At 57.4% G+C, this 22,817-nt stretch carries 20 protein-coding genes; 8 read left to right on the forward strand and 12 right to left on the reverse strand.

Features of this window, described 5'->3' with window-relative positions; genetic code table 11:
• Positions 1-142: 142 nt before the first annotated feature.
• From thyA to rppH, 4 genes are all read right to left on the reverse strand, one after another.
• Complete coding sequence (gene thyA / locus BWI76_RS28240) at positions 143-937, reverse strand: thymidylate synthase (RefSeq protein WP_004124584.1); 795 nt, start codon at positions 935-937, stop codon at positions 143-145.
• Positions 938-943: 6 nt separating this feature from the next.
• Positions 944-1,819: a prolipoprotein diacylglyceryl transferase gene (gene lgt / locus BWI76_RS28245; protein ID WP_004124587.1), complete on the reverse strand. Its 876-nt coding sequence runs from the start codon at positions 1,817-1,819 to the stop codon at positions 944-946.
• Between the two features lie 227 nt (positions 1,820-2,046).
• Positions 2,047-4,293, reverse strand: a complete 2,247-nt coding sequence (gene ptsP, locus BWI76_RS23270; protein ID WP_024358549.1) for a phosphoenolpyruvate--protein phosphotransferase — start codon at positions 4,291-4,293, stop codon at positions 2,047-2,049.
• 12 nt (positions 4,294-4,305) lie between these two features.
• Entirely contained in the window at positions 4,306-4,836 is a 531-nt protein-coding gene (rppH, locus tag BWI76_RS23275) for an RNA pyrophosphohydrolase (protein ID WP_004124593.1), read from the reverse strand.
• 682 nt (positions 4,837-5,518) lie between these two features.
• Between rppH and mutH the strand changes: the two genes are divergently transcribed.
• The 4 genes from mutH to BWI76_RS23305 all read left to right on the forward strand — a co-directional run bounded on the left by mutH (position 5,519) and on the right by BWI76_RS23305 (position 8,630).
• The gene (mutH, locus tag BWI76_RS23290; RefSeq protein WP_004124598.1) at positions 5,519-6,211 is read left to right on the forward strand and encodes a DNA mismatch repair endonuclease MutH; all 693 of its coding nucleotides are present in this window, start codon (positions 5,519-5,521) and stop codon (positions 6,209-6,211) included.
• Between the two features lie 85 nt (positions 6,212-6,296).
• Positions 6,297-7,010 (forward strand): TerC family protein, encoded by a 714-nt coding sequence (locus BWI76_RS23295; RefSeq protein WP_004132983.1) that lies wholly within the window; start codon positions 6,297-6,299, stop codon positions 7,008-7,010.
• A gap of 124 nt (positions 7,011-7,134) precedes the next feature.
• The gene (locus BWI76_RS23300) at positions 7,135-7,353 is read left to right on the forward strand and encodes a YgdI/YgdR family lipoprotein (protein ID WP_004105255.1); all 219 of its coding nucleotides are present in this window, start codon (positions 7,135-7,137) and stop codon (positions 7,351-7,353) included.
• A 236-nt stretch (positions 7,354-7,589) separates the two neighbouring features.
• Entirely contained in the window at positions 7,590-8,630 is a 1,041-nt protein-coding gene (locus BWI76_RS23305; RefSeq protein ID WP_004132981.1) for an NADP(H)-dependent aldo-keto reductase, read from the forward strand.
• A 204-nt stretch (positions 8,631-8,834) separates the two neighbouring features.
• Here the strand turns inward: BWI76_RS23305 and lplT are convergent, their stop codons facing one another.
• A complete protein-coding gene (gene lplT, locus BWI76_RS23310; protein WP_024358551.1) occupies positions 8,835-10,028 on the reverse strand; it encodes a lysophospholipid transporter LplT in 1,194 nt (397 codons plus the stop codon).
• Positions 10,021-12,180, reverse strand: a complete 2,160-nt coding sequence (gene aas / locus BWI76_RS23315; RefSeq protein WP_004132978.1) for a bifunctional acyl-ACP--phospholipid O-acyltransferase/long-chain-fatty-acid--ACP ligase — start codon at positions 12,178-12,180, stop codon at positions 10,021-10,023. Before aas ends, lplT begins: the two co-directional genes overlap by 8 nt.
• Positions 12,181-12,802: 622 nt before the next feature.
• Here aas and galR point away from each other — a divergent pair.
• Positions 12,803-13,819: an HTH-type transcriptional regulator GalR gene (gene galR / locus BWI76_RS23330; RefSeq protein ID WP_004132976.1), complete on the forward strand. Its 1,017-nt coding sequence runs from the start codon at positions 12,803-12,805 to the stop codon at positions 13,817-13,819.
• On the opposite strand, the gene BWI76_RS23335 is transcribed toward galR, so the two are convergent.
• The 4 genes from BWI76_RS23335 to BWI76_RS23350 all read right to left on the reverse strand — a co-directional run bounded on the left by BWI76_RS23335 (position 13,780) and on the right by BWI76_RS23350 (position 17,870).
• The gene (locus tag BWI76_RS23335) at positions 13,780-14,259 is read right to left on the reverse strand and encodes a GNAT family N-acetyltransferase (RefSeq protein WP_004132975.1); all 480 of its coding nucleotides are present in this window, start codon (positions 14,257-14,259) and stop codon (positions 13,780-13,782) included. The two genes, galR and BWI76_RS23335, sit on opposite strands and share 40 nt — an antisense overlap.
• The gene (locus tag BWI76_RS23340) at positions 14,256-15,029 is read right to left on the reverse strand and encodes a GntR family transcriptional regulator (RefSeq protein WP_004105268.1); all 774 of its coding nucleotides are present in this window, start codon (positions 15,027-15,029) and stop codon (positions 14,256-14,258) included. The genes BWI76_RS23335 and BWI76_RS23340 overlap by 4 nt, the downstream gene beginning before the upstream one ends.
• 68 nt (positions 15,030-15,097) lie before the next feature.
• Positions 15,098-16,525, reverse strand: a complete 1,428-nt coding sequence (locus BWI76_RS23345; RefSeq protein WP_004132965.1) for a glycoside hydrolase family 1 protein — start codon at positions 16,523-16,525, stop codon at positions 15,098-15,100.
• 7 nt (positions 16,526-16,532) lie between these two features.
• Complete coding sequence (locus tag BWI76_RS23350; RefSeq protein WP_004132963.1) at positions 16,533-17,870, reverse strand: PTS sugar transporter subunit IIC; 1,338 nt, start codon at positions 17,868-17,870, stop codon at positions 16,533-16,535.
• A 304-nt stretch (positions 17,871-18,174) separates the two neighbouring features.
• Here BWI76_RS23350 and BWI76_RS23355 point away from each other — a divergent pair, with 304 nt between their 5' ends.
• Complete coding sequence (locus tag BWI76_RS23355; protein WP_171820851.1) at positions 18,175-19,176, forward strand: LacI family DNA-binding transcriptional regulator; 1,002 nt, start codon at positions 18,175-18,177, stop codon at positions 19,174-19,176.
• Between the two features lie 125 nt (positions 19,177-19,301).
• On the opposite strand, the gene lysA is transcribed toward BWI76_RS23355, so the two are convergent.
• Positions 19,302-20,564 (reverse strand): diaminopimelate decarboxylase, encoded by a 1,263-nt coding sequence (gene lysA / locus BWI76_RS23360; RefSeq protein WP_024358556.1) that lies wholly within the window; start codon positions 20,562-20,564, stop codon positions 19,302-19,304.
• A gap of 135 nt (positions 20,565-20,699) precedes the next feature.
• Here lysA and BWI76_RS23365 point away from each other — a divergent pair, with 135 nt between their 5' ends.
• On the forward strand, positions 20,700-21,626 hold the full coding sequence (locus BWI76_RS23365) for a LysR family transcriptional regulator (protein ID WP_004132958.1): 927 nt from the start codon (positions 20,700-20,702) through the stop codon (positions 21,624-21,626).
• Here BWI76_RS23365 and BWI76_RS23370 read toward each other — a convergent pair.
• On the reverse strand, positions 21,613-22,305 hold the full coding sequence (locus BWI76_RS23370; RefSeq protein WP_024358557.1) for an aspartate/glutamate racemase: 693 nt from the start codon (positions 22,303-22,305) through the stop codon (positions 21,613-21,615). The two genes, BWI76_RS23365 and BWI76_RS23370, sit on opposite strands and share 14 nt — an antisense overlap.
• Before the next feature lie 135 nt (positions 22,306-22,440).
• Here BWI76_RS23370 and BWI76_RS23375 point away from each other — a divergent pair, with 135 nt between their 5' ends.
• A complete protein-coding gene (locus BWI76_RS23375; protein ID WP_004132953.1) occupies positions 22,441-22,767 on the forward strand; it encodes a cupin domain-containing protein in 327 nt (108 codons plus the stop codon).
• Positions 22,768-22,817 lie beyond the last annotated feature (50 nt).

Raw genomic sequence — 22,817 nt, forward strand, 5'->3', positions numbered from 1 at the left:
ATGGTATTGCAACGGGTTGCAGAGACGCAGGAAACCTGCTCGCAAAAACGCCGTCTGGCAGTGGGTTACCGCACCGTTTGGCCTGGCTGGCGCATAAAAAAACCGGCGCTCGCAGGCGCCGGTTTTCGTCGTCACTTCCGGGTTAAATCGCCACTGGCGCTTTAATCCCCGGGTGCGGGTCGTAGCCTTCGATTTCGAAGTCTTCAAAACGGTAGTCGAAAATCGAAGCCGGCTTGCGTTTGATGACCAGCTTCGGCAGCGCGCGCGGTTCGCGGCTCAGCTGCAGGTGCGTCTGCTCCATGTGGTTGCTGTACAGGTGCGTGTCGCCGCCGGTCCAGACAAAGTCGCCCACTTCGAGGTCGCACTGCTGCGCCACCATATGCACCAGCAGCGCGTAGCTGGCGATATTAAACGGCAGGCCGAGGAACACGTCGCACGAGCGCTGATAGAGCTGGCAGGAGAGCTTGCCGTCGGCGACGTAGAACTGGAAGAACGCGTGGCACGGGGCCAGCGCCATTTTGTTCAGCTCGCCGACGTTCCATGCCGAGACGATAATCCGACGCGAATCCGGGTCGTTTTTCAGCTGTTCCATCACCGTGCTAATCTGGTCGATATGACGGCCGTCCGGCGCGGGCCAGGAACGCCACTGCTTGCCGTAGACCGGCCCCAGATCGCCGTTTTCATCCGCCCACTCGTCCCAGATGGTGACGTTGTTTTCGTGCAGATACGCCACGTTGGTGTCACCCTGCAGGAACCACAGCAGTTCATGGATGATGGAGCGTAAATGACAGCGCTTGGTCGTCACCAACGGGAATCCTTCCTGCAGGTTAAAACGCATCTGGTGGCCGAAGATAGAGACGGTGCCGGTACCGGTGCGGTCATTTTTTTGCGTGCCCTCGTCGAGCACTTTCTGCATCAAATCAAGATACTGTTTCATGGTTCCTCAAGAATTTTGTTGCTGCGGACGACAACGGTACGCCCAGACCATCATGATGATACCCGCAAGCACCATCGGGATCGAAAGAATCTGCCCCATGCTGATGTACTGTACCCAGCCGCCGGTGAACTGCGCATCGGGCTGGCGGAAGAACTCCACGATGATGCGGAACAAACCGTAGCCAATCAGGAACAGACCGGAAACCGAACCGGCCGGACGCGGCTTGCGGATAAACAGGTTCAGGATCAGGAACAGCACGACGCCTTCCAGCGCCAGCTCATAGAGCTGCGAAGCGTGACGCGGCAGCGCGCCGTAGGTATCGAACAGCGATTGCCACTCAGGATGCGACGGCAGCAGCGCCAGATCTTCCGCCCGAGAGCCGGGGAAAATCATGGTGTAGTGGAAGTTCGGATCGACGCGGCCCCACAGTTCGCCGTTAATAAAGTTGCCCAGACGCCCGGCGCCGAGGCCAAACGGAATCAGCGGCGCAATGAAGTCGGAAACCTGGAAGAAGGTGCGCTTGGTGCGTTTGGCGAAAATGATCATCACCAGAATCACGCCGATCAGGCCGCCGTGGAAGGACATACCGCCGTCCCAGACGCGGAACAGATAGAGCGGATCGTCGAGGAACACCGGCAGGTTGTAGAAGAAGACATAGCCAAGACGCCCGCCGAGGAAAACCCCGAGGAAGCCGGCGTACAGCAGGTTTTCCACTTCGTTTTTTGTCCAGCCGCTGCCCGGACGATTGGCCCGACGGGTGGCCAGCCACATCGCAAAAATAAACCCGACCAGGTACATCAGGCCGTACCAGTGGAGGGAGACCGGTCCAATGGAAAAAATTACCGGATCAAACTCCGGAAAATGCAGGTAGCCACTATTCATCTGTCACCATAAACACTTGTTATTCCGCCGAAAGTGGACAGCGGGGATCGTTCGCGCGCGTTTGAAACGGGCGCTCCAAAGGCTGCGAATGATAGCATAAGCGCGAAGGGCGATCCGCGCCGGACATGTAAAAGATATGTATACGAATGCGAATACGCGGCTGAGCATTCCCGGAGGCGGCGCGCTGCGCCTGTCCGGGCTACCCAACCCGCAAACTGTAGACTCCGCTACCGGCCGCCGCGAATCAGGCCGCCGAGTCCGCGTCGCTCCATAAAAGCCGCGACCTGATGGCGCACTTCGGCGGTCATCTGCGCGTCCAGGCTACGTTGGGAAAGCTCCTGAGCCTCATTAATATCGATACGCCGCAGCAGATATTTCACCCTCGCCACCGAACGACCGTTCATCGACAGATGGCGATAGCCCATCCCGATCAGGATCGTCACGCACATCGGATCGCCCGCCATTTCGCCGCACAGGCGCAGGTCGATACCAAAACGCTCGGCGTCGCGGGCAATCATCGCCAGCGCCCGCAAAACGCCCGGATGCAGGCTGTCGTACATACTGGCGACCCGGGTATTGTTGCGATCCACCGCCAGAATGTACTGGGTCAGGTCGTTGGTGCCAACGGAGATAAAATCGACGCGATTCGCCAGCTGCGGCAGCATAAACACCATCGACGGCACTTCCAGCATCACGCCGAGACGCGGACGGGGAATGGCGTAGCCGATCATCTCTTCCACTTCGCGGCTGGCGCGATCGATCAGGCGACGGGCCTCATCCACTTCATCGAGACTGGTGACCATCGGCAGCAGGATACTGAGGTTTCCGGTCGCCGCGTTGGCGCGCAGCATCGCGCGGACCTGCACCAGAAAGATCTCCGGCTGATCGAGCGTGATCCGAATTCCGCGCCAGCCAAGGCACGGATTCTCTTCGCTGATCGGCATATACGGCAGCTGTTTATCCGCCCCGATATCCAGCGTGCGCAGGGTGACCGATTTCTCGTTGAACATCTGCAGCATGCCCTGATACTGGGCAACCTGCTCCTCTTCAGACGGGAAGCCGCTTTGCAGCATAAAGGGGATTTCGGTACGGTAAAGGCCGATACCGTCGACGAAATTGCCGAGCTTTTCTTCGTGCTCAGGGCTGAGGCCCGCGTTGAGCATCACTTTTACCCGCTCGCCGCTTTTCAGTTCAGAAGCGCGTTCAAGATCGTCCTCAGCCAGGCGACTAAGCTCGTTCTCTTCGCTGATCAGGCGCTGATACTCTTGCAGCAGCACCGGCTCCGGGTCGACCAATAGCTCGCCGCGATAGCCGTCGACAATCAGGGTATGCCCGTGCAGCAGCGAAGGCTGAATATCCGCGCCCATTACCGTCGGGATCCCCAGCGCGCGCACCATAATCGCGGCATGCGAGTTGGCCGCGCCATCGCGCACCACCACGCCGGCTAAACGATCCTGAGGAACCTCCGCTAAGGTGGTGGCCGACAGTTCATCCGCCACCAGTACGATACGCTCCGGCCAGGTGTTTGGCCCCTGAATACTATCATCAAGATGGAAAAGCAGCCGCTGGCCCAGCGTGCGCAGATCGCCCGCGCGCTCTTTCAGATAGCCGTCGCTGAGCGCGGCAAACTGTTCGGCAAACTTCTCGATAATCTTCTTCACCGCCCATTCGGCCACCGCGCCTTTATCGACTTCGGCGAACAGTTCGCGGCGCAGACGCGCGTCGGAAAGCAGGTGCGAATAGAGGTCAAAGATGGCCGCCGTCTCTTTTTGCGCGCCGGCAGCGTAGCGCTTGCTGTAGCGGCGAAATTCGTTCGCCGCCTCTTCCAGCGCGCCAGTCAGCCGCTCGCGCTCGGAAGCGGTATCGAGCGTCGAGGCTTCATACACCTGCTCCATCAGCGGCAGGCTGACGTCCATCCAGCCTTCGGCAATCGCCACGCCTGACGAAGCGGGCAGCGCGCGGATGCGGGTCTGACGATATTGACCAAACAGCGCGTTTAGCTGGGACTGAGAGAGAATGCCGGCGATTTGCGTAGCCAGGGTGACCAGAAATGACTCTTCGCTTTCATCAAACTGGCGCAGTTCGCGCTGCTGTACGACCAGCACGCCGAGCAGCTGACGCCGCTGGATAATCGGCACGCCGAGGAAGGCGCGAAAACGGCCCTCTTTTACTGCGGGAATGTATTTAAAGCTGGGGTGCTTTTGCGCGTCGGCGAGGTTAATGGGTTCCGCCAGGCGGCCCACCAGGCCCACCAGACCTTCGTCAAAAGCGAGCGCAACGATGCGCCCGCGGGGCTTTTTCAACCCGCGCGTCGCCATCAGGTAATAACAGCGTCGGTCATTGTCAGCCAGATAAACCGAACAGACTTCCGTCTCCATCGCGGCGCAGATATCGGTGACCAGGATATCCAGCGCCTCGTTTAAACGCGGCGCACTCGCGACCTTCTCGACTATTTCTCGCAACCGAGTGAGCATAATGTGCGTGGCTTAACCTCTTTTACGTCGATATGCAGGCGCGCTTTGCGGCTTAGGCGTGCTTTCCGCCAGCGCCATTGTGACGCTGGCGAACTCTTTCATCACCCTGCGGTATACGTCGCGCTTAAACGACACCACCTGGCGCACCGGGTACCAGTAGCTTACCCATCGCCAGCCATCAAACTCAGGTGTACTGCTGGTTTGCATATTGACATCCGCATCGCTGCCGATCAATTGCAGGAGAAACCACTTCTGTTTCTGGCCGATACATACCGGCTTTGTGTCCCAACGCACCAAACGTTTAGGCAATTTGTAACGCAACCAGTTACGGGTTGAAGCAAGGATCCGCACATCTTTACGGCTTAACCCCACTTCTTCGAACAATTCCCGATACATCGCCTGCTCTGCTGATTCTCCTGGATTTATGCCCCCTTGCGGGAACTGCCACGAGTGCTGACCATAGCGCCTGGCCCACATAACCTGGCCCTGGCGATTACAGATTACAATACCGACATTTGGGCGGTAGCCATCGTCATCAATCACCGGACTACCTCAAAATAAGCTTCAATGTGAATGATTGTTTCACACTCGCTGGAAACGGTAAACCACTCTGTGAGAGCGATGAGTTCGAATAACATTTGAATAACTCACAGTAATACCCAGAGTTATAAACAGCGAAAGCCATACCCGGACGATTTTATTCACTTTTTCTGTGGATAGAGTTGTGAAGAAGTATGGAATTAACCAGGGAAAACCCGGAATCATCCGAACGGCGTAGTCATAACCCTTAATAATAATGACCTAATTTTCATTATGTTAGCATGTTTAAATTTCATAATTCACAGTATAACGTGATGATCATCACATAAGCGATCCTGGAACTGATGAAAGATCGAGCAATGTTGGTTTTATCCACAGATTACGCAAGCGAGCTGGGCATATTTTGTCTAAAAACTCGATTTTCCTCTCACGTCAAGGCTGTAAATGGAAACAGTAGTGGGGCTTTTCCCCAGTTATCCCATTTTTCTGTGGATAACAGGGTGTAAGATCCTGTTCATTGTCGGTGACCAGTTCTGGAAAACCCCGTTTCACCATTTTCACCGCGGCAAAAAAACGAAAAAAAAGTCATACGAATCATCAAATTGTCATACTTACTCAAGAAAAGGTAAACTCTATCCACAACGGATGAAATTACTGCTCACTTTTTAGTCAGAGGTTTTACGTTATGCCGACCATCGCGCCGCTCTTATCCCCTCCGCAAAGCCAGGAGCAGCTTCTGGCTCAGGCGCAGCAGCTGGCAGGCTATTCGCTGGGTGAACTGGCCCAGCTTGCCGGGATTCCGATTCCGCGCGATTTAAAACGCGATAAAGGCTGGATCGGCATTCTGCTGGAGATATGGCTGGGCGCCAGCGCAGGCAGCAAGCCGGAGCAGGATTTCGCCGCCCTCGGCGTCGAGCTGAAAACGATCCCCATCGATTCTTCAGGCCGCCCGCTGGAAACCACCTTCGTCTGCGTCGCGCCGCTCACCGGCAACAGCGGCGTGACCTGGGAGAGCAGCCACGTGCGCCATAAGCTCAAGCGCGTGCTGTGGGTGCCGGTAGAGGGCGAGCGTACGATCCCTTTGGCCGATCGCCGCGTCGGCGCTCCGCTGCTGTGGAGCCCCAGCGAAGAAGAAGATCGCCAACTGCGGATGGACTGGGAAGAGCTGATGGATCTGATCGTGCTTGGCCAGGTCGAACGCATTACCGCCCGCCACGGCGAAGTGCTGCAGCTGCGCCCGAAAGCGGCAAACAGCAAAGCGCTGACCGAGGCCGTAGGCGCCCGCGGCGAGCCGATCCTCACCTTACCGCGCGGTTTCTACCTGAAGAAAAACTTTACCGCCGCCCTGCTGGCCCGCCATTTTCTTCTCTCCTCCTAAATAACGGCCTGCAGATGATTATTTTTTTGTTCTGTCGTGACGGTTGCATATAATCGCATCTTTCTATTTTGCAGGACTTTGAACGATGTTATTTGCATGGGTAACCGATCCTAACGCCTGGCTGGCGCTTGGTACGCTGACGCTGCTGGAGATAGTGCTCGGGATCGATAATATTATTTTCCTCTCTCTGGTGGTCGCTAAGCTGCCCACGGCGCAACGGGCTCACGCTCGCCGCATTGGGCTAATGGGTGCGATGATCATGCGTCTGGCGCTGCTGGCGTCAATCGCGTGGGTCGTCAAGCTCACCAATCCGCTCTTTACCGTGCTAGGCCAGGAGATCTCGTTTCGCGATCTGATCCTCCTGCTGGGCGGGCTGTTCCTGATCTGGAAGGCGAGTAAAGAGATTCACGAATCGATCGAAGGTGAAGAAGAAGGGCTGAAAACCAACGTCCATTCCTTTATGGGCGCCATCGTGCAGATTATGCTGCTGGATATTATTTTCAGTCTTGATTCGGTGATCACAGCCGTCGGGCTGTCAGACCATCTGTTTATCATGATGGCTGCAGTGGTCATCGCGGTGCTGGTGATGATGGTCGCCGCCCGTCCGATAGGCGATTTTGTTGACCGCCATCCTTCGGTGAAAATGCTGGCGCTGTCGTTTTTGATCCTCGTCGGCTTCACGCTGATGCTCGAAAGTTTCGACGTGCACGTACCGAAAGGCTACATCTACTTCGCGATGTTCTTTTCGATTGCGGTTGAAAGCCTCAACCTGCTGCGCAATAAAAAAAATCCGCTGTAGCCCGCTAAAATGCAGCCCTGAAACGGGCTGCAATCCTTTTTTAAGACTTAACTGCTTTTTATGTCTCATAAATCAGGCTATTAATATACTGGTGCGAGGTGCGGCTATAATAGGGGTGATAACGATGAAAAAATGGGCAGTATTGATTTCCGCCGTAGGACTGGCGTTCTCGGTTTCCGGTTGCAGCAGCGATTACGTCATGGCAACCAAAGATGGTCGCATGATTCTGACCGACGGTAAGCCCGCCATAGATGACGATACCGGCCTTATCAGCTACGAAGATCAGCAGGGTAATAAAATGCAGATCAATCGTGACGACGTTTCGCAGATTATTAAACGTTAAGACCCGCCGACAGGCAGCGATGTCTCCTTTATCGCCGGGTTGAGCAGCTTTCATTATTCTTCAGATTTAAGAAAAGAGTCGGGACATACCGGATCTGCCCGCCAGGATTAAGCGGGCCGGAGCGCGTCAACCCGGCTTTTTTGATTTTTTACTTCCCCTTTTTCTCCCCCTCTGCCATTTTTATATTCCTTTGTCGGGGAACGCCTGACCTTGTTGATAAAAAAAGGAAGCCGGCTATGCAGTATCACCGTATCCCACACAGTTCTCTTGAGATCAGCACGCTGGGGCTGGGCACAATGACGTTTGGTGAGCAGAATAGCGAGGCAGACGCGCACGAGCAGCTCGATTACGCGGTTAGTCAGGGCATTAACCTGATTGATGTCGCTGAAATGTATCCCGTCCCGCCGCGCCCGGAAACCCAGGGCCTGACGGAAACCTACGTCGGCAACTGGCTGGCGAAGCGCGGCAATCGCGAAAAGCTGGTTGTCGCCTCTAAAGTCAGCGGCCCTGCCCGCAATAACGACAGCAGCATTCGTCCTGACCACAAGCTGGATCGCAAAAACATCCGCGATGCGCTGCACGACAGCCTGAAGCGTCTGCAGACCGATTATCTCGACCTCTATCAGGTCCACTGGCCGCAGCGCCCGACCAACTGTTTCGGCAAGCTGGGCTACACCTGGGCCGATTCCGCGCCGGTCGTCACCCTGCTGGATACGCTGGACGCGCTGGCCGAATTCCAGCGCGCCGGTAAGATTCGCTATATTGGCGTCTCCAACGAAACGGCGTTTGGCGTGATGCGCTATCTCCATCTGGCGGATAAGCACGATCTGCCGCGCATCGTGACGATTCAGAACCCGTACAGCCTGGTGAACCGCAGCTATGAAGTGGGGCTGGCGGAAGTCAGCCAGTATGAGGGCGTTGAGCTGCTGGCCTATTCCTGTCTGGCGTTCGGTACGCTGACCGGGAAATACCTCAACGGCGCGAAACCGGCGGGCGCGCGCAATACGCTGTTCAGCCGTTTTACGCGCTACAGCGGCGAGCAAACGCAAAACGCAGTGGCGGCCTATGTCGATATCGCCAGGCGGCACAATCTTGATCCGGCGCAGATGGCGCTGGCCTTCGTGCGTCGTCAGCCTTTTGTCGCCAGCACCCTGCTCGGCGCAACGACCATGGAGCAGCTTAAGACCAATGTCGAAAGCCTGCATCTGGATCTGAGCGCAGAGGTTTTAGCCGAGATTGAAGCGGTGCATCAGGTTTATACCTACCCGGCGCCGTAAGGCCGTAAAAGCGCCCGGATTGCGGCTAACGCCTTATACGGGCTACTCCCTCTGCGCTTAGCCGGGGATATTTCCCGTACCCGGGCGACGAAATTGCGCAACCGCGCTGGCCGCTTTCCCGGAGGCGATGCTGCGCATCTGTCCGGGCTACACGTTCGTGCGGTTTTGTAGCCCGGGCAGGCGCAACGCGCCGCCTCCGGGAGATTATTTACGCCGTCCCCAAATCCACAGGGCGGCGATCGCCAGAGCAAACACCGTACCAAAGCCAATCCCCACGCCGACGACAGGAATGCCGATGCTCACCGCCAGCGAATAGAGGCCCAGCATCAGCAGCATCGCCACGTTTTCACCGAGGTTTTGCACCGCGATAGCGTTGCCCGCACCAACCGTATGTTTGCCGCGCTCCTGAAGCAGCGCGTTCAGCGGCACGATAAAGAAGCCCCCGAACGCCCCGAGCAGCAGCAGCAGAGCAAACGCCGGCAGCAGCGCCTGCTGGATGGCGAAAAAGATAACCGCCACGCCAATCAATATCCCGGCAGGCATACAGCGCGACACCGTTTCCAGCGTCACCAGCTTCGCCGCCGCGCCGGCCCCCAGTACGATCCCCACCGCCACCATCGCGTTAAGGTAAGTCGGCATGGCGTTGCTGGTAATGCCCAGCGCCACCGGGACCCACAGCACCAGCAGAAAGCGCAGCGTCACGCCCGCCCCCCAGAACAGGCTGGTGCCGACTAACGAAAAGCGCGTCTCACCGTTGCGCCATAGCGTCGTACAGGCGCTAAAGAAGCTGTGGGTCATCGGCCTGAAGCGCCACGACTGTCCGGGACGAGCCGCCGGCAGCTTCGGGATCCACAGGTTGGCGACCACCGCCCCGGCGTACACCACCGCGCAGACGCTGAGCGCCGCCACGACGTGCCAGTCGGCGAGGATACCGCCCGCCATTGAGCCGAGCAGGATCGCCGCAATGGTCGATGACTCCATCAGGCCGTTCGCTTTCACTAACTTATCGCCGGTGGTCAGCTCGCCGAGAATGCCGTATTTAGCCGGAGAATAGGCGGCGGCGCCGATACCCACCAGCGTATAGCCAATAAACGGATTCACGCCGAAGCAGATACAGCCCGCGCCGACCAGCTTCAGGCCGTTAGCCGCCATCATTACCCGCCCTTTGGCAAAGCTATCGGCAAACTGTCCGACAAACGGCGCGAAGAGAATGTAAGCGCCCACAAACAACATCTGTAATACCGGCTGGCTCCACTCCGGATAGAACAGCTGCTTCATCAGCGCCAGGGTAGCGAACAGCAGCGCGTTATCGCCAAACGCCGAAAGAAACTGGGCGCAGATAACCGCCATCATCCCTTTCGAATACAGCGAACCGTTAGTGTGTACTGACTCACTCATCCGAATCTTCCGTCTGTTCAACCATGCCTTTAAGGGTGACAAAGTCCGGCTTGCCGCTGCCCAGAACCGGGAGCTGCTTGAGCCAGCGAATGTCGCGCGGTACCGCCAGCTCCGGTACGCCGTGTTCACGGGCATAGCGCAGCAGTTTTTCACGATTCAGTTCATTATCGGTAGTAAACAGCACCAGCGCCTCGCCTTTGCTGGCATCCTGTTTAATCGCCGTAGCGTGCATTTTGTCCGGCGAAACCGCCAGCGCCACCTGTTCGACCATCTCCAGCGACACCATCTCACCGGCGATTTTGGCAAAGCGCTTCGCGCGGCCCTGAATCCGCACGTAGCCCTGCTCGTCAAAGCTGACGATATCTCCGGTGTCGTACCAGCCGGCCTCAACTTCGCCGTGCTGATTTTCCGCCGCTGGCGCTTCCAGTACCCCAGGATTTTCCACCCGCAGATAGCCGTTCATAATGTTTGGCCCTTTAAGCTGCAAACGGCCCCCTTCTTCAATTCCCGGCATCGCCAGCAGACGCGCATCCATCCCCGGCAGAATTCGGCCAACGGTGCCCACTTTCGCCGCCATCGGCACGTTGATCGAGACTACCGGCGCGCATTCGGTGACGCCGTAGCCTTCAAGAATGCGCAGACCAAACTTGTCCTGCCAGATCTGCTTCGTGCTCTCCTGCAGCTTCTCCGCCCCGGCGACAACGTAGCGCAGGCGGTAAAAATCATACGGATTTGCGAAGCGGGCGTAGTTGGCAAGGAAGGTGGAGGTGCCGAACAGCACGGTACAGTTTCGGTCGTACACCAGCTCCGGCACCACGCGATAATGCAGCGGGCTGGGATAGAGGAACACTTCCGCGCCGGTAAACAGCGGCGTCAGTAGGCCAACCGTCAGGCCAAAGGAGTGAAACAGCGGCAGCGCCGACATAAAGCGGTCATTCGCGGTAAAGTCGGCAATGGTTTTAATTTGTTCGACGTTGGCCAGCAGGCTTTTATGGCTATGCACCACCCCTTTCGGATTGCCTTCCGAGCCGGAGGTAAAGAGGATCATCGCCGCGTCTTCCGGCTGCTGCTTAACCTGAGCCAGCTTCGGCATCATCAGGTGAGCAAAAATCCACAGCTTATCGACGGCGGTGACGTCGCCTTTTAAATCTTCGAGGAACACCCAGCGCACCTGGGTCAGCTGCTCCGGCAGGTGCCAGAGTTTGCCTTTATCGAGGAAGGTGCGTGAGGTAAAGATGGTTTTGATTTCCGCGGCGGTAATGGCGCTGCTCAGGCCTTTGACCCCGGCGGTATAGTTCATCATCGCTGGGATCCGCCCGCGGGCAATCGCGCCGAAAATCACCGCCGCGCTAATTCCGGCGTTCGGCAACATCAGGCCGATTTTTTCGCCCTGGGCGCTGTATTTTTCCAGAATGCGCGCCACGAAGAGGGTTTTGGTCAGCAGCTTACGGTAGGTGTCCGGCTGAAAATTGATATCTTCCACGCAGTTTTTGCGCGCGCCGAAGCGGTCCTGGGCCGCCAGCAGCGACTCATACAGCGTTTCGCGCGGGCGCACCGCCATCCGCGCTTCCATCATGATCTGATGCAGCATTTCACCGGCAATTTTACGCCGCTCGCGGGCGCGAGGCGCATCGGGCATTGGCAGATGCGTCGGCGGCAGCAGGTGCAGCTGAATGCGCGGGAACATACGGCGTTTGACCAGCCCTTTCAGGCGGCTGAAGGGAGTTAATTCAGCGCCTTCGATTCTCAGCGGCACAATAGTCGCCTGTGACTTCGCCGCCACAAAGGCGGCGCCGTCGTAAATTTTCATCAGTGAACCGCTCACCGAGATTCGCCCTTCCGGGAAAATCACCACCGGACGCCCCTGCTCAATCAGGCGGACCAGATGCTTTATCGACATCGGTTTGGTCGGGTCCAGCGGCACAAAATCAATAATCGGCTTTAGCGCGCGCATAAACCAGCGATCGCTGATTGAGGAATAGACCGCGAAGACCGGGCGCACCGGCAGGAAAAGCGCCAGCAGTACGCCGTCAATAAAAGAGACATGGTTTGGGGTGATCAGTACCTTTTGCTGGTACAACGCCTGCGTGTCACCGGTAAGCCTTACCCGATACAATCCTTTGAAAAGCAGTCTAAAAAATCCCAAAAGCATAACAACTCCGTTTGACCGGTTAATCAGTCAAAGCAGGTTACATGAGAAGGGGCGGAAAATGCACCAGGAGGAGCGGAATTCAGGACAAAAAAAACCTGCGCATCCGCGCAGGTCGGTGCAAGATAATCAGTACGAAAAGCGTACTTAAAAAACTCACCAATCAATACCTCTGGGATCCTGATTGTCTCGTTTTTTCCGCCGCTGGCGCCAGCCATAAAACGCAAGTGAATGAGCCTAAGTGCAACCAGTTATTACTTTTTTCGCGAACTGTAACAATGGCCAACGGCGGGCAAAAAAAAACCTGCGCATCTGCGCAGGCTGGTGTAATTAAGTGGTCAACCTGAAGTTGACTCCACCTATCAATACCTCTGGGATAGCCAGAGTATCAATGCAATGAATGGGTAAACCAGCGAACATTCGCAACAGCCAATCGCAAAGTGTAAGCAAAGGTGTGAATTGTCGTTTCCCGGAATCATTCTCCGCTCGCCTGTGGGTAACTATTTCACCCGCAACGCTAATCTGCGTCACAATTGCATGAACCCAAAAGTCGCAAGCCTTGAATCTGCCGCGCTTTCCCGTAACATAAACGTTATGTAAACGCTTACCCTAAAAAAGGCCTGGTATGGCGACTATTAAGGATGTAGCCCGGCTCGCAGGAGTTTCCGTCGCTACCGTCTCCCGCGTTATCAACAATTCACCGAAAGCCAGCGAAGCGTCGCGCCAGTCGGTAGGCGCCGCGATGGAAACGCTAAATTATCATCCCAACGCCAACGCCCGCGCGCTGGCGCAGCAGTCAACGGAAACCGTCGGCCTGGTGGTAGGTGATGTCTCCGACCCCTTCTTCGGCGCGATGGTGAAAGCCGTCGAGCAGGTCGCCTACAATACCGGTAATTTTTTGCTGATCGGTAACGGCTATCACAACCTCCATAAAGAGCGCCAGGCGATCGAACAGCTGATTCGCCACCGCTGCGCCGCGCTGGTGGTCCACGCCAAAATCATCCCCGATGACGAACTGGCCTCGCTGATGAAGCAAATTCCCGGCATGGTGCTGATTAACCGCATCCTCCCCGGCTTCGAGCAGCGCTGCGTTGCGCTGGATGACCGCTACGGCGCATGGCTCGCGACCCGCCACCTGATTCAGCAGGGGCACACCCGCATCGGCTATCTCTGCTCAAACCACGCTATTTCCGATGCCGAAGACCGCCTGCAGGGCTACTACGCGGCGTTAAAAGAGAGCGATCTGCCGTGTAACGATCGCCTGGTGACCTTTGCCGAACCCGATGAGAGCGGTGGAGAACAGGCCATAACCGAGCTGCTGGGCCGCGGCAGAAACTTCAGCGCCGTCGCCTGCTATAACGACTCAATGGCCGCCGGCGCAATGGGCGTATTAAACGATAACGGGATTGATGTGCCGCGCGAGATTTCGCTGATTGGCTTTGATGATGTGCTGATTTCGCGCTACGTGCGCCCGCGTTTGACCACCGTACGCTATCCGATTGTCACCATGGCGACGCAGGCCGCGGAGCTGGCGTTAGCGCTGGCGGAACATCGCCCGCCGCCGGAGATTACCCATCTTTTCAGCCCCACGCTGGTCCGCCGTCACTCGGTGATTGCGCCTCTCGATAGCGATAAATCGTAGCGGTATAAACTGACGGCGACGGCCGGATAATCCAGGCCTTCGCCGATATACTGCCAGCCGAAACGTTCATAAAAATCGCGGCAGGCGGAGTAGAGAAACAGCTCGCTATAGCCCTGCGTTCGGGCATAGCCGATAACGTGCTGCTGTAGTTTCCCCGCCAGCCCCCGCCCGCGCGCTTCAGGAGCCACGTAGAGCGCCGCCATCCACGGATAGAGATCCTGACGGCTGATTAAATCGCAGCGCCACAGGCCGACGGTGCCCAGCAGCATCTCCCCTTCAGCGGCAATAAAGGTTATCGGCAGCGCCCCCGGGGTCTGGCTATGCCCGACAATGCTGGCGAAGAACGCCTGCGGCAGCGTTTCACCGCCAAAAACCTGCCATAGCCATTCCGTCACCCGTGAAGCGTGCTGCGGCGCGGCGTGGAGGGGCTGAATGATCACACCAGCTTCCCCTGAAAAATTGGGACCGATTCAAACAGATAGCCGTCAAAGTCCGGCGCGTCTTCATCGGAGAGCTCCAGCAGGCTGTTTTTGACGTTTTCAAGATGCTGCCACATTGCCTGCCAGGCCCCCATCACATCGCGTCGGCGCAGAGCGGCGAGGAGCGTTTGCCGGTCGCCGAGCCACTTCAGCCGGTACGCCCGGCTGGCGATATGCACGTTGAACTGCTGCCACAGCGGGCTGCTGTCCATCTGCAGCCAGATACGCTCGACCGTCGCCAGCAGCATCTGATTTTGCGTCGCCCCGGCCAGCACCAGGTGAAACAGACGGGCGTTATCCTGGCTGGTATCGTTGGCGGCAATGGCCCGCTGCTCCTGCTCGATAATGCGCTTCAGGTTATCGATATCGGCGCGGGTCGCCATTTTGGCAGCAAAGGCGGCGATATTGCTCTCCAGCAGCTGGCGGGCCTGCAGGATTTCGAACGGCCCGACGTCGCTGCTCAGCATCTGTTCTTCCTCGCTATCGTCCTCGTGCGGGATGCGCATGACGTACACCCCGGAGCCCTGGCGAATATCGACCGTCCCCTGCAGCTCCAGCATCAGCAGCGCTTCGCGGACGATGGTCCGGCTCACGCCGTAGGTCTCGGCGATATTGCGTTCCGGCGGCAGGCGCGACCCGATGGGGTAGCGCCCCTGCGCAATCTGTGCGCGTAAATCATCACCTATTTCCTGGTAGGGTTTCTTTTCCGGCGGAATGATAGCCTTCTCCACAATATCACCTGTGCGTTATGAACCTGCGAGTCAATATCGGCCGCTATCTTAGCAAAATTTCCGTCCGCCTAGCGCCACTCATCGTCAATATCCAGCGTCAATTCGCGACTCTCGCCTAGCTTACGGAACCAGCTGGCGGAAGCCTTGGGCCGCCGGGCACGATTATTTTGTAAATCGATTTCAATCAGCCCGTAGCGATTTTTAAACGCGTTCATCGGCGAAACGTTGTCGGTAAAGGCCCACAGCATGTAGCCGTGACAGTTGGCCCCCGCTTCCCTCGCGCGCAGCGTTTGCCACAGATGCTCGCTGATAAAACGGATCCGGTAGTCGTCGGCGATGGCGCCTTCGCGATTGCGAAACTGCCCTTCGTTTTCCACGCCCATGCCGCTTTCCGCCACAAACCACGGAATATTGCGATAGTCCTGCTTGATCCGCATCGCCATATCAAAAACGATTTGCGGATAAATTTCCCAGCCGCGAGAGCTATTCATCCGCCGCCCCGGTAGCTCAAAGGGCTCATAATAGTAAGCCGGGTGGAACGGCGTCTGCGGATGCCAGGCGCGCGAGGGGGCTTTGACGCGATGCGGGTAGTAAAGGTTAATCCCCAGCTCATCGACGGTGTTTTCGCGGATAAGCGCCAGCTCTTGCGCGTCATAATCCCATGAGACGTGGTGCTGTTCGAGCAGGTTCAACAGCTCGGGCGGGTAGACGCCGTGGACCAGCGGATCGAGGAAAACCCGGTTATAAAACAGATCGTAGCGTTCGGCGGCGCGCACGTCGTGCGGCGCGTTTGAACGCGGGTAGGTGACCTCCGGGTTAAGAATGCAGCCGACCGTGCCGCGATAGCCTTTCTCGCGAAACAGCCGGACCACTTTTGCCGTCGCCAGCACCTTGTGGTGATTCCACTGCATCCAGGTGCCGGTGTTCTGCTCGTAAGGCCAGCGCAGCGCATCCAGATAAACGCGGGTCTGCACGACGATCGGTTCATTGAAGGTAAACCAGCGCGTGACTTGGTGGTGATAGCGGGCGAACACTTTCTCCGCGTACTGCACAAACAGCTCAACCACCTTTTTCGACGCCCAGCCGCCGTACTGCTCCAGCAAATAGCCGGGAAGTTCATAATGCTCAAGGCAGATCATCGGCTCGATGCCGTTGGCCAGCAGTTCATCGAAGAGCTGGTCGTAGTACGCCGCATAGTCTTCATCGACCGTGACGTTTTCATAATCGGTGAGAAAGCGCGACCAGTTAATCGACGTGCGGTAGTGGGTCAGCCCCGCCAGCTTCATCAGCTGCACGTCTTCGCGAAAGCGGTTGATAAAATCGGTCGCCACCGCCGGGCCGTAGCCGTTATGCCAGACGTGGCGGTCGTTTTTGTACCACAGATCCGGCCAGGAGTCCTGGCCCTCTTTTTTGCCGCTCCAGCCCTCGGTTTGCCACGCCGAAGCGGCGGCACCGAGGATAAAGTCGTGGGGGATCGCCATCCTTACTGTCGTCATCGTGTCCTCATATCTGTTGGCTAGTGGGTGTGTTTTCCGCCTGGCGCTGGGCGTTTTCCGCGCGGCGGGAGGCAATTTTGACGAACGGCAGATAGATCAGCACCGCGGTCAGGATGCAGATAAGCTGCGTCACCACCGCCCCCATCGAACCCGCCGTGGAGAGCCAGGCGTTGATCAGCGGCGGCGTGGTCCACGGCACCATCACCACCGCTTTACCGGCAAAACCGGCGGCGGTCGCGAAGTAGCCGATGCTGCCGGTCACCAGCGGTGTGATAATAAAGGGGATCGCGAGGATCGGATTGAGCATGATCGGCATGCCGAAAATCACCGGTTCGTTGATGTTGAACAGGCCCGGTCCAATCGACAGCTTGGCGATCTCTTTCATCTCTTTGCGTTTGGTGGCGATCATGACCGCGATCAGCAGGCCAATCGTCAGCCCCGATCCGCCGATGCTCATATAAACATCCCAGAACGGCATGGTGATGATATTCGGCACCTCTTTGCCCTGCTCAAAGGCGCTCATATTGACGGCGATCGCTCCCAGCAGCAGCGGTTCGCGGATCGGTTTGATCATCTGGTTGCCGTGGATGCCGATAACCCAGAACAGCTGCGCGACAAACATCAGCAGCAGGATCCCCGGCAGGCTTTGCACCACGCGTTCCAGCGGCTGCTGCACCACCTGATAGACCGCGTCATACAGGTACATGCCGGTGGCCTGATGGAAAATAAAGCCAAAGGTGGCAATCACCGTGGTGGTGATAATGGCCGGGATCAGCGCGGAAAATGACGCCGAGACGTTGGGCGGCACGGTATCCGGCATCTTGATCTTCAGCCCCTTGCGGCCCTCCAGCCAGCAGTAGATCTCCACCGACAGAATGGCGATAAACATACCGAGGAACAGGCTGCGGGTATCGGAGAACTGGCGCAGCAGCACATCTTTCACTTCATGCATTTGGCCGTCGACCATCATCTCGACGGTGGTTGGCGTGACGCAGATAAAGCAGATCACCGCCAGAAGACCGGGGAACAGGCTCTTGATGCCGTTAATCCGCCCCAGTTCGATGCCGATAAGAAAGACCGCGCCAATATTGAGAAAGTTAAGGGTGGCGTAATTGATGGCGCTGGTAATGGGTTTCAGCGCCGCCAGAAACGAGAGCGCCTGAAAGCTGGCGAGCCCGTTTTTCGGATCCAGCACCATATTGGAAATCAGCACCGAAAAGGCGCCAACGATGATCACCGGCATCAGGGTAATAAAAGCGGATTTTATCGCCATGATATAGCGGTAGCTGTTGAATTTCGTGGCGAAACTCCCCAGTGAGTCGATCAGTTTGTCCTGCAATGCCATAGAGGATACCTCAGGTTTAAGGGCTTATAGCGCACCAGGTGTACAGCCAAACACCTATTGGCATACCAAAAAATAGCGACTGGTGAAAATAAGTTCTGTGATTAAGCTCCCAACCCGCTCATTGGTATTCCAGAAAGGTGATAATTGGCATACCGCATTGGCGGTTTTACTTTCCACCCGATCAATTCCTGTAAAAGCGTGATCGCGATGGTTTTTTTGCCGCGCCATGAGGCCATATCCCCCTGAATGTCTGTGATAAACTGCGGGTTACCACGTGATATCAGGAATCGGATGAATGGCTACAATGCTGGATGTCTCAATTCGCGCAGGCGTCTCTAAAGCGACGGTTTCCCGCGTGTTGAACGGCACGGGTCAGGTGAAAGAGAGCACCCGCCAACAGGTTTTTAAGGCGATGGAAGAGCTGGGCTATCGGCCTAACTTTCTCGCCCGCTCGCTGGCGAACCGCACCAGCAACAGCATCGGTCTGGTGGTTTCCACCTTTGACGGCTTCTATTTTGGTCGCCTGCTGCAGCAGGCCTCCCGCCAGACGGAAGCCTGGGGCAAACAGCTGATCGTCACCGACGGCCACGATGCGCCGGAGCGTGAAGAAGAGGCGGTGCAGATGCTGGCCGATCGCCAGTGCGACGCCATCGTGCTCTACACCCGCCATATGAGCGAAAAGAAGATCATGTCGCTGATTGAGTCCATCGCCATGCCGCTGGTGGTGATTAACCGCGACGTTAGCCAGGCGCGGGAGCGCTGCGTGTTCTTCGAACAGCAGGATGCGGCGTTCCAGGCGGTGGAGTACCTGATTACCCAGGGCCATCGCGATATTGCCTGTTTAACCGTGCCGATGCACACGCCGACGGGCAAAGCCCGCCTGGAAGGGTATCGTAACGCGCTGAAAAAGCACGGCATCAAGTGGGATCCGGCGAAAGTGAAATACGGTGACTCCACCATGAGCCGCGGCTATGAGCTGTGCTGCGAGCTGCTGGAAGAGAAGACGCCGTTTAGCGCGCTGTTTTCCTGTAACGATGATATGGCGCTGGGCGCGTCGAAAGCGCTGCATCAGGCAGGGCTGCGGATCCCGCAGGATATTTCGCTGTTTGGTTTTGATGACGCGCCGAGCGCGAAATGGCTGGAGCCGGGGCTATCGACGGTCTATTTGCCGATCGACAACATGATCACCACCGCTATCGATCAGGCCATTAAGCTTGCCAACGGTCAGCCGATCGAGACCATACCGCCGTTTACCGGCAAGCTGGTGCTGCGCGAGTCGGTGACAACCGGCCCGTATTACAAATAATTAGCTGGAATCGCCCGGTGGCGGCTAACGCCTTACCGGGCCTACAAAAATCCGCAATCCCCTGTAGGGCGGGTAAGGCGCCAGCCGCCACCCGACAGAAACGCAAAAGGCCTTCGGGTACCACTTTACAGCAGCTCAAGCGCCAACAGCTCTTCAATGGTCTGGCGACGACGAATCAGCCGCGCTTTGCCGTTGTCGAACAGCACCTCCGGCAGCAGCGGACGGCTGTTGTAGTTAGAAGACATCGACGCGCCGTAAGCGCCGGTATCGTGCAGCACCAGATAATCCCCCGGCGCCACCGCAGGCAGCAGGCGGGTTTCCACTTTCCCCCCTTCCTGCTGGGTAAAGACATCGCCCGATTCGCACAGCGGCCCGGCCACCACGGTTTCAATCTGCGCCGCGGCGCGCAGATCGCGGCCATCCGCAGCGAGAGCGGTAATATGGTGATAGCTGCCGTACATCGCCGGGCGCATCAAATCATTAAACCCGGCGTCAATCAGCACGAAGTGGCGGCTGCCCATCTCCTTCACGCTGCGAACCTGAGAAACCAGCACCCCGGATTCCGCCACCAGGAAACGACCCGGCTCGATCTCAAGCTTCACCGGATGACCCAGATGTTTAGCGATCTGCTCGCGCGCGGCGTTCCATAAGCCGAAGTAGTGATCGGTGTCGATCGCCTCTTCATCTTCGTGATACGGGATCGACAGCCCGCCGCCGGCGGAGATCGCCTGCAGATCCTGGCCGAATTCAACCACCTGTCGCACCATCGCGCCGCAAACTTGTTCCAGGTGGCCATAGTCGACCCCAGAACCGATATGCATATGAATACCCACCAGCTGGAGCTGGTAACGGCGCATCACTTCCAGCGCCGCCGTTAAATGGCTGTGCCAGATCCCGTGCTTGCTGTTTTCGCCGCCGGTATTGGTTTTTTGGCTATGGCCGTGGCCGAAGCCCGGGTTAACGCGCAGCCAGACGCGATGGCCAGGAGAAACTTCGCCCAGCTGGCTCAGCATATCGATAGATCCGGCGTTGACCGGGATCTGCAGTTCTTTAACCCGCGCCAGCGTCGCGTCGTCGATCAGGTCAGCGGTAAAGACGACATCGTCCGGATGCTGATGCGGATCGTACCCCGCCGCCAGCGCGCGCTCGATCTCGCCCAGCGACACCGAATCGACCTTCACGCCCTGCTCGCGCATCAGGCGCAGAATGTGGATATTGGAGCAGGCCTTCTGCGCAAAACGCACCACGTCGAACTTGCTCAACTGGGCAATCTGGCGGCGGATAATCTGCGCATCATAAACCCAAACCGGGCAGCCGAACTCGGCAGGCAGACGCAGCAGGTTTTCTGCGCTCAGGTCGGTATCGGTGGCGTAAAGCGAGTGTGGCATAAAGAACTCCGGTGCTGTGTGTGTGCGTTATCTCTGTTTTTTACGATTACGCCACAGCGCGTACGTAATAAAAAATATCGTTTTATTGCCAGTCTATGCAAAAATGATATGGCTTGCGCCACTTAAGGAACACCCATGCCCGCCGTCAACCTGCGCCATATTGAAATCTTCCATGCGGTGATGACCACCGGCAATCTGACCGAGGCCGCACGCATGCTGCATACCTCGCAGCCCACCGTTAGCCGCGAGCTGGCGCGTTTTGAAAAGGTGCTGGGGTTGACGCTATTCTCCCGTACCCGCGGGCGCCTGCAGCCTACGGTTCAGGGATTACGTCTGTTTGAAGAGGTCCAGCGCTCCTGGTATGGCCTGGACAGAATCGTCAGCGCCGCGGAAAGCCTGCGCGAGTTCCGCCAGGGGGAGCTGTCGATAGCCTGTCTGCCGGTCTTCTCCCAATCGCTATTGCCGCTACTGCTGGCGCCGTTTTTAGCCCGCTACCCTGACGTCAGCCTGCAAATCGTCCCTCAGGAGTCACCGCTGCTGGAGGAGTGGCTATCGGCCCAGCGCCACGATCTGGGATTAACGGAAACCCTGCATACCCCCGCCGGAACCGAGCGTACGCCGCTGCTGACCCTCAATGAAGTGTGCGTACTGCCGCAGGGCCATTCGCTGGCGGCAAAGCCAGCGCTGACGCCGGTGGATTTTCACGGCGAAAACTATATTAGCCTGTCGCGCACCGATAGCTATCGCCAGCTGCTCGATGCCCTGTTTGTCGAACATCAGGTCAAACGGCGGATGGTGGTGGAGACGCACAGCGCCGCCTCCATTTGCGCGATGGTGCGGGCCGGGGTCGGCATTTCGGTGGTTAACCCGCTCACCGCCCTCGATTATGCCGGGAACGGTGTGGTGGTACGCCGTTTTAGCGTTGAAGTGCCTTTTACCGTTAGCCTGGTGCGCCCGCTGCACCGTCCCGGCTCCGCGCTGGTCGATGCTTTCGCTCGCCATCTGCAAGAGAGCATGCCGCGCATCCTCACCCCGCTCGAAGCGGTACTTACGACAGCATAAATTCCACCGCGTCCGCCGCATGAATCGCGGCCGTATCAAATACCGGCAGCGGGCTGCTCTCTTCCGGCACCAGCAGGCCGATTTCGGTACAGCCGAAAATCACCCCTTCCGCCCCCTGCTCCGCCAGCAGCTCAATAACCTGAAGATAGTAGTCGCGCGAGTCTGCGCTAAAGGTTCCCAGACACAGTTCGTCGAAGATGATCTGGTTGATACGTTCACGATCTTCCGCCTCTGGAATCAGCGTGTCGATAGCGAACTGCTGCTGCAGGCGGCCGCGATAAAAATCCTGCTCCATGGTATAGCGCGTCCCCAGCAGAGCCACGCGGCGCTGGCCCTTCGCGGTAATCGCCCGACCGGTCGCATCGGCAATATGCAGGAACGGCACATCGCAGCGCGTTTCAATGGCCTGCGCGACCTTATGCATGGTGTTGGTGCACAGGACAATCCCCTCGGCGCCCGCCTGCTGTAGCCCGAGCGCCGCCCGGGCGAGGATCTCGCCCGCCCGCTCCCAGTCGCCGCTGGACTGGCAGACTTCAATTTCGTGGAAATCCACGCTATGCAGCAGCAGGCTGGCGGAGTGCAGCCCGCCGAGGCGCGTTTTAATCCCTTCGTTAATAAGACGATAGTAAGGAATCGTCGATTCCCAGCTCATGCCGCCTAACAGACCAATCGTTTTCATCATCCCTCCGTGCGTGAAGTTTCAGTAAAACAAAGTTGTGATCGACTTTCCACTTCTCCAGGCGATCGTTTCCTTTTAGAAGATTATGCGATAGATTAAATGAAACATTGTTTCATTTAATTACAGGACCAGCGGATGTTTATTTTTCATAAAGAGACCACCCTTGAAGATCTGGGCAATGGCGTCACCCGCCGTATTCTTGCGCACGATGGCAAGATGATGGCGGTTGAAGTGAACTTTGAAGCAGGCGCTATCGGGCCGATGCACAATCACCCGCACGAGCAGCTCACCTATGTGCTCTCCGGCGAATTTGAGTTCACCATCGGTGATGAAAAGCACGTGGTCAGCGCCGGCGATACGCTCTACAAGAAACCGAACATTATGCACGGCTGCGTGTGCCTGAAGTCGGGTACGCTGCTTGATACCTTTACCCCCGTTCGTCAGGATTTTCTGCAACAGTAATCTCTCCTCCCCGGGGCATGCCGCGCATGCCCACCATTTTCTGAACTTTT

It is taken from the genome of Klebsiella sp. M5al (genome assembly GCF_002090195.1).
GTDB lineage: Bacteria > Pseudomonadota > Gammaproteobacteria > Enterobacterales > Enterobacteriaceae > Klebsiella > Klebsiella grimontii.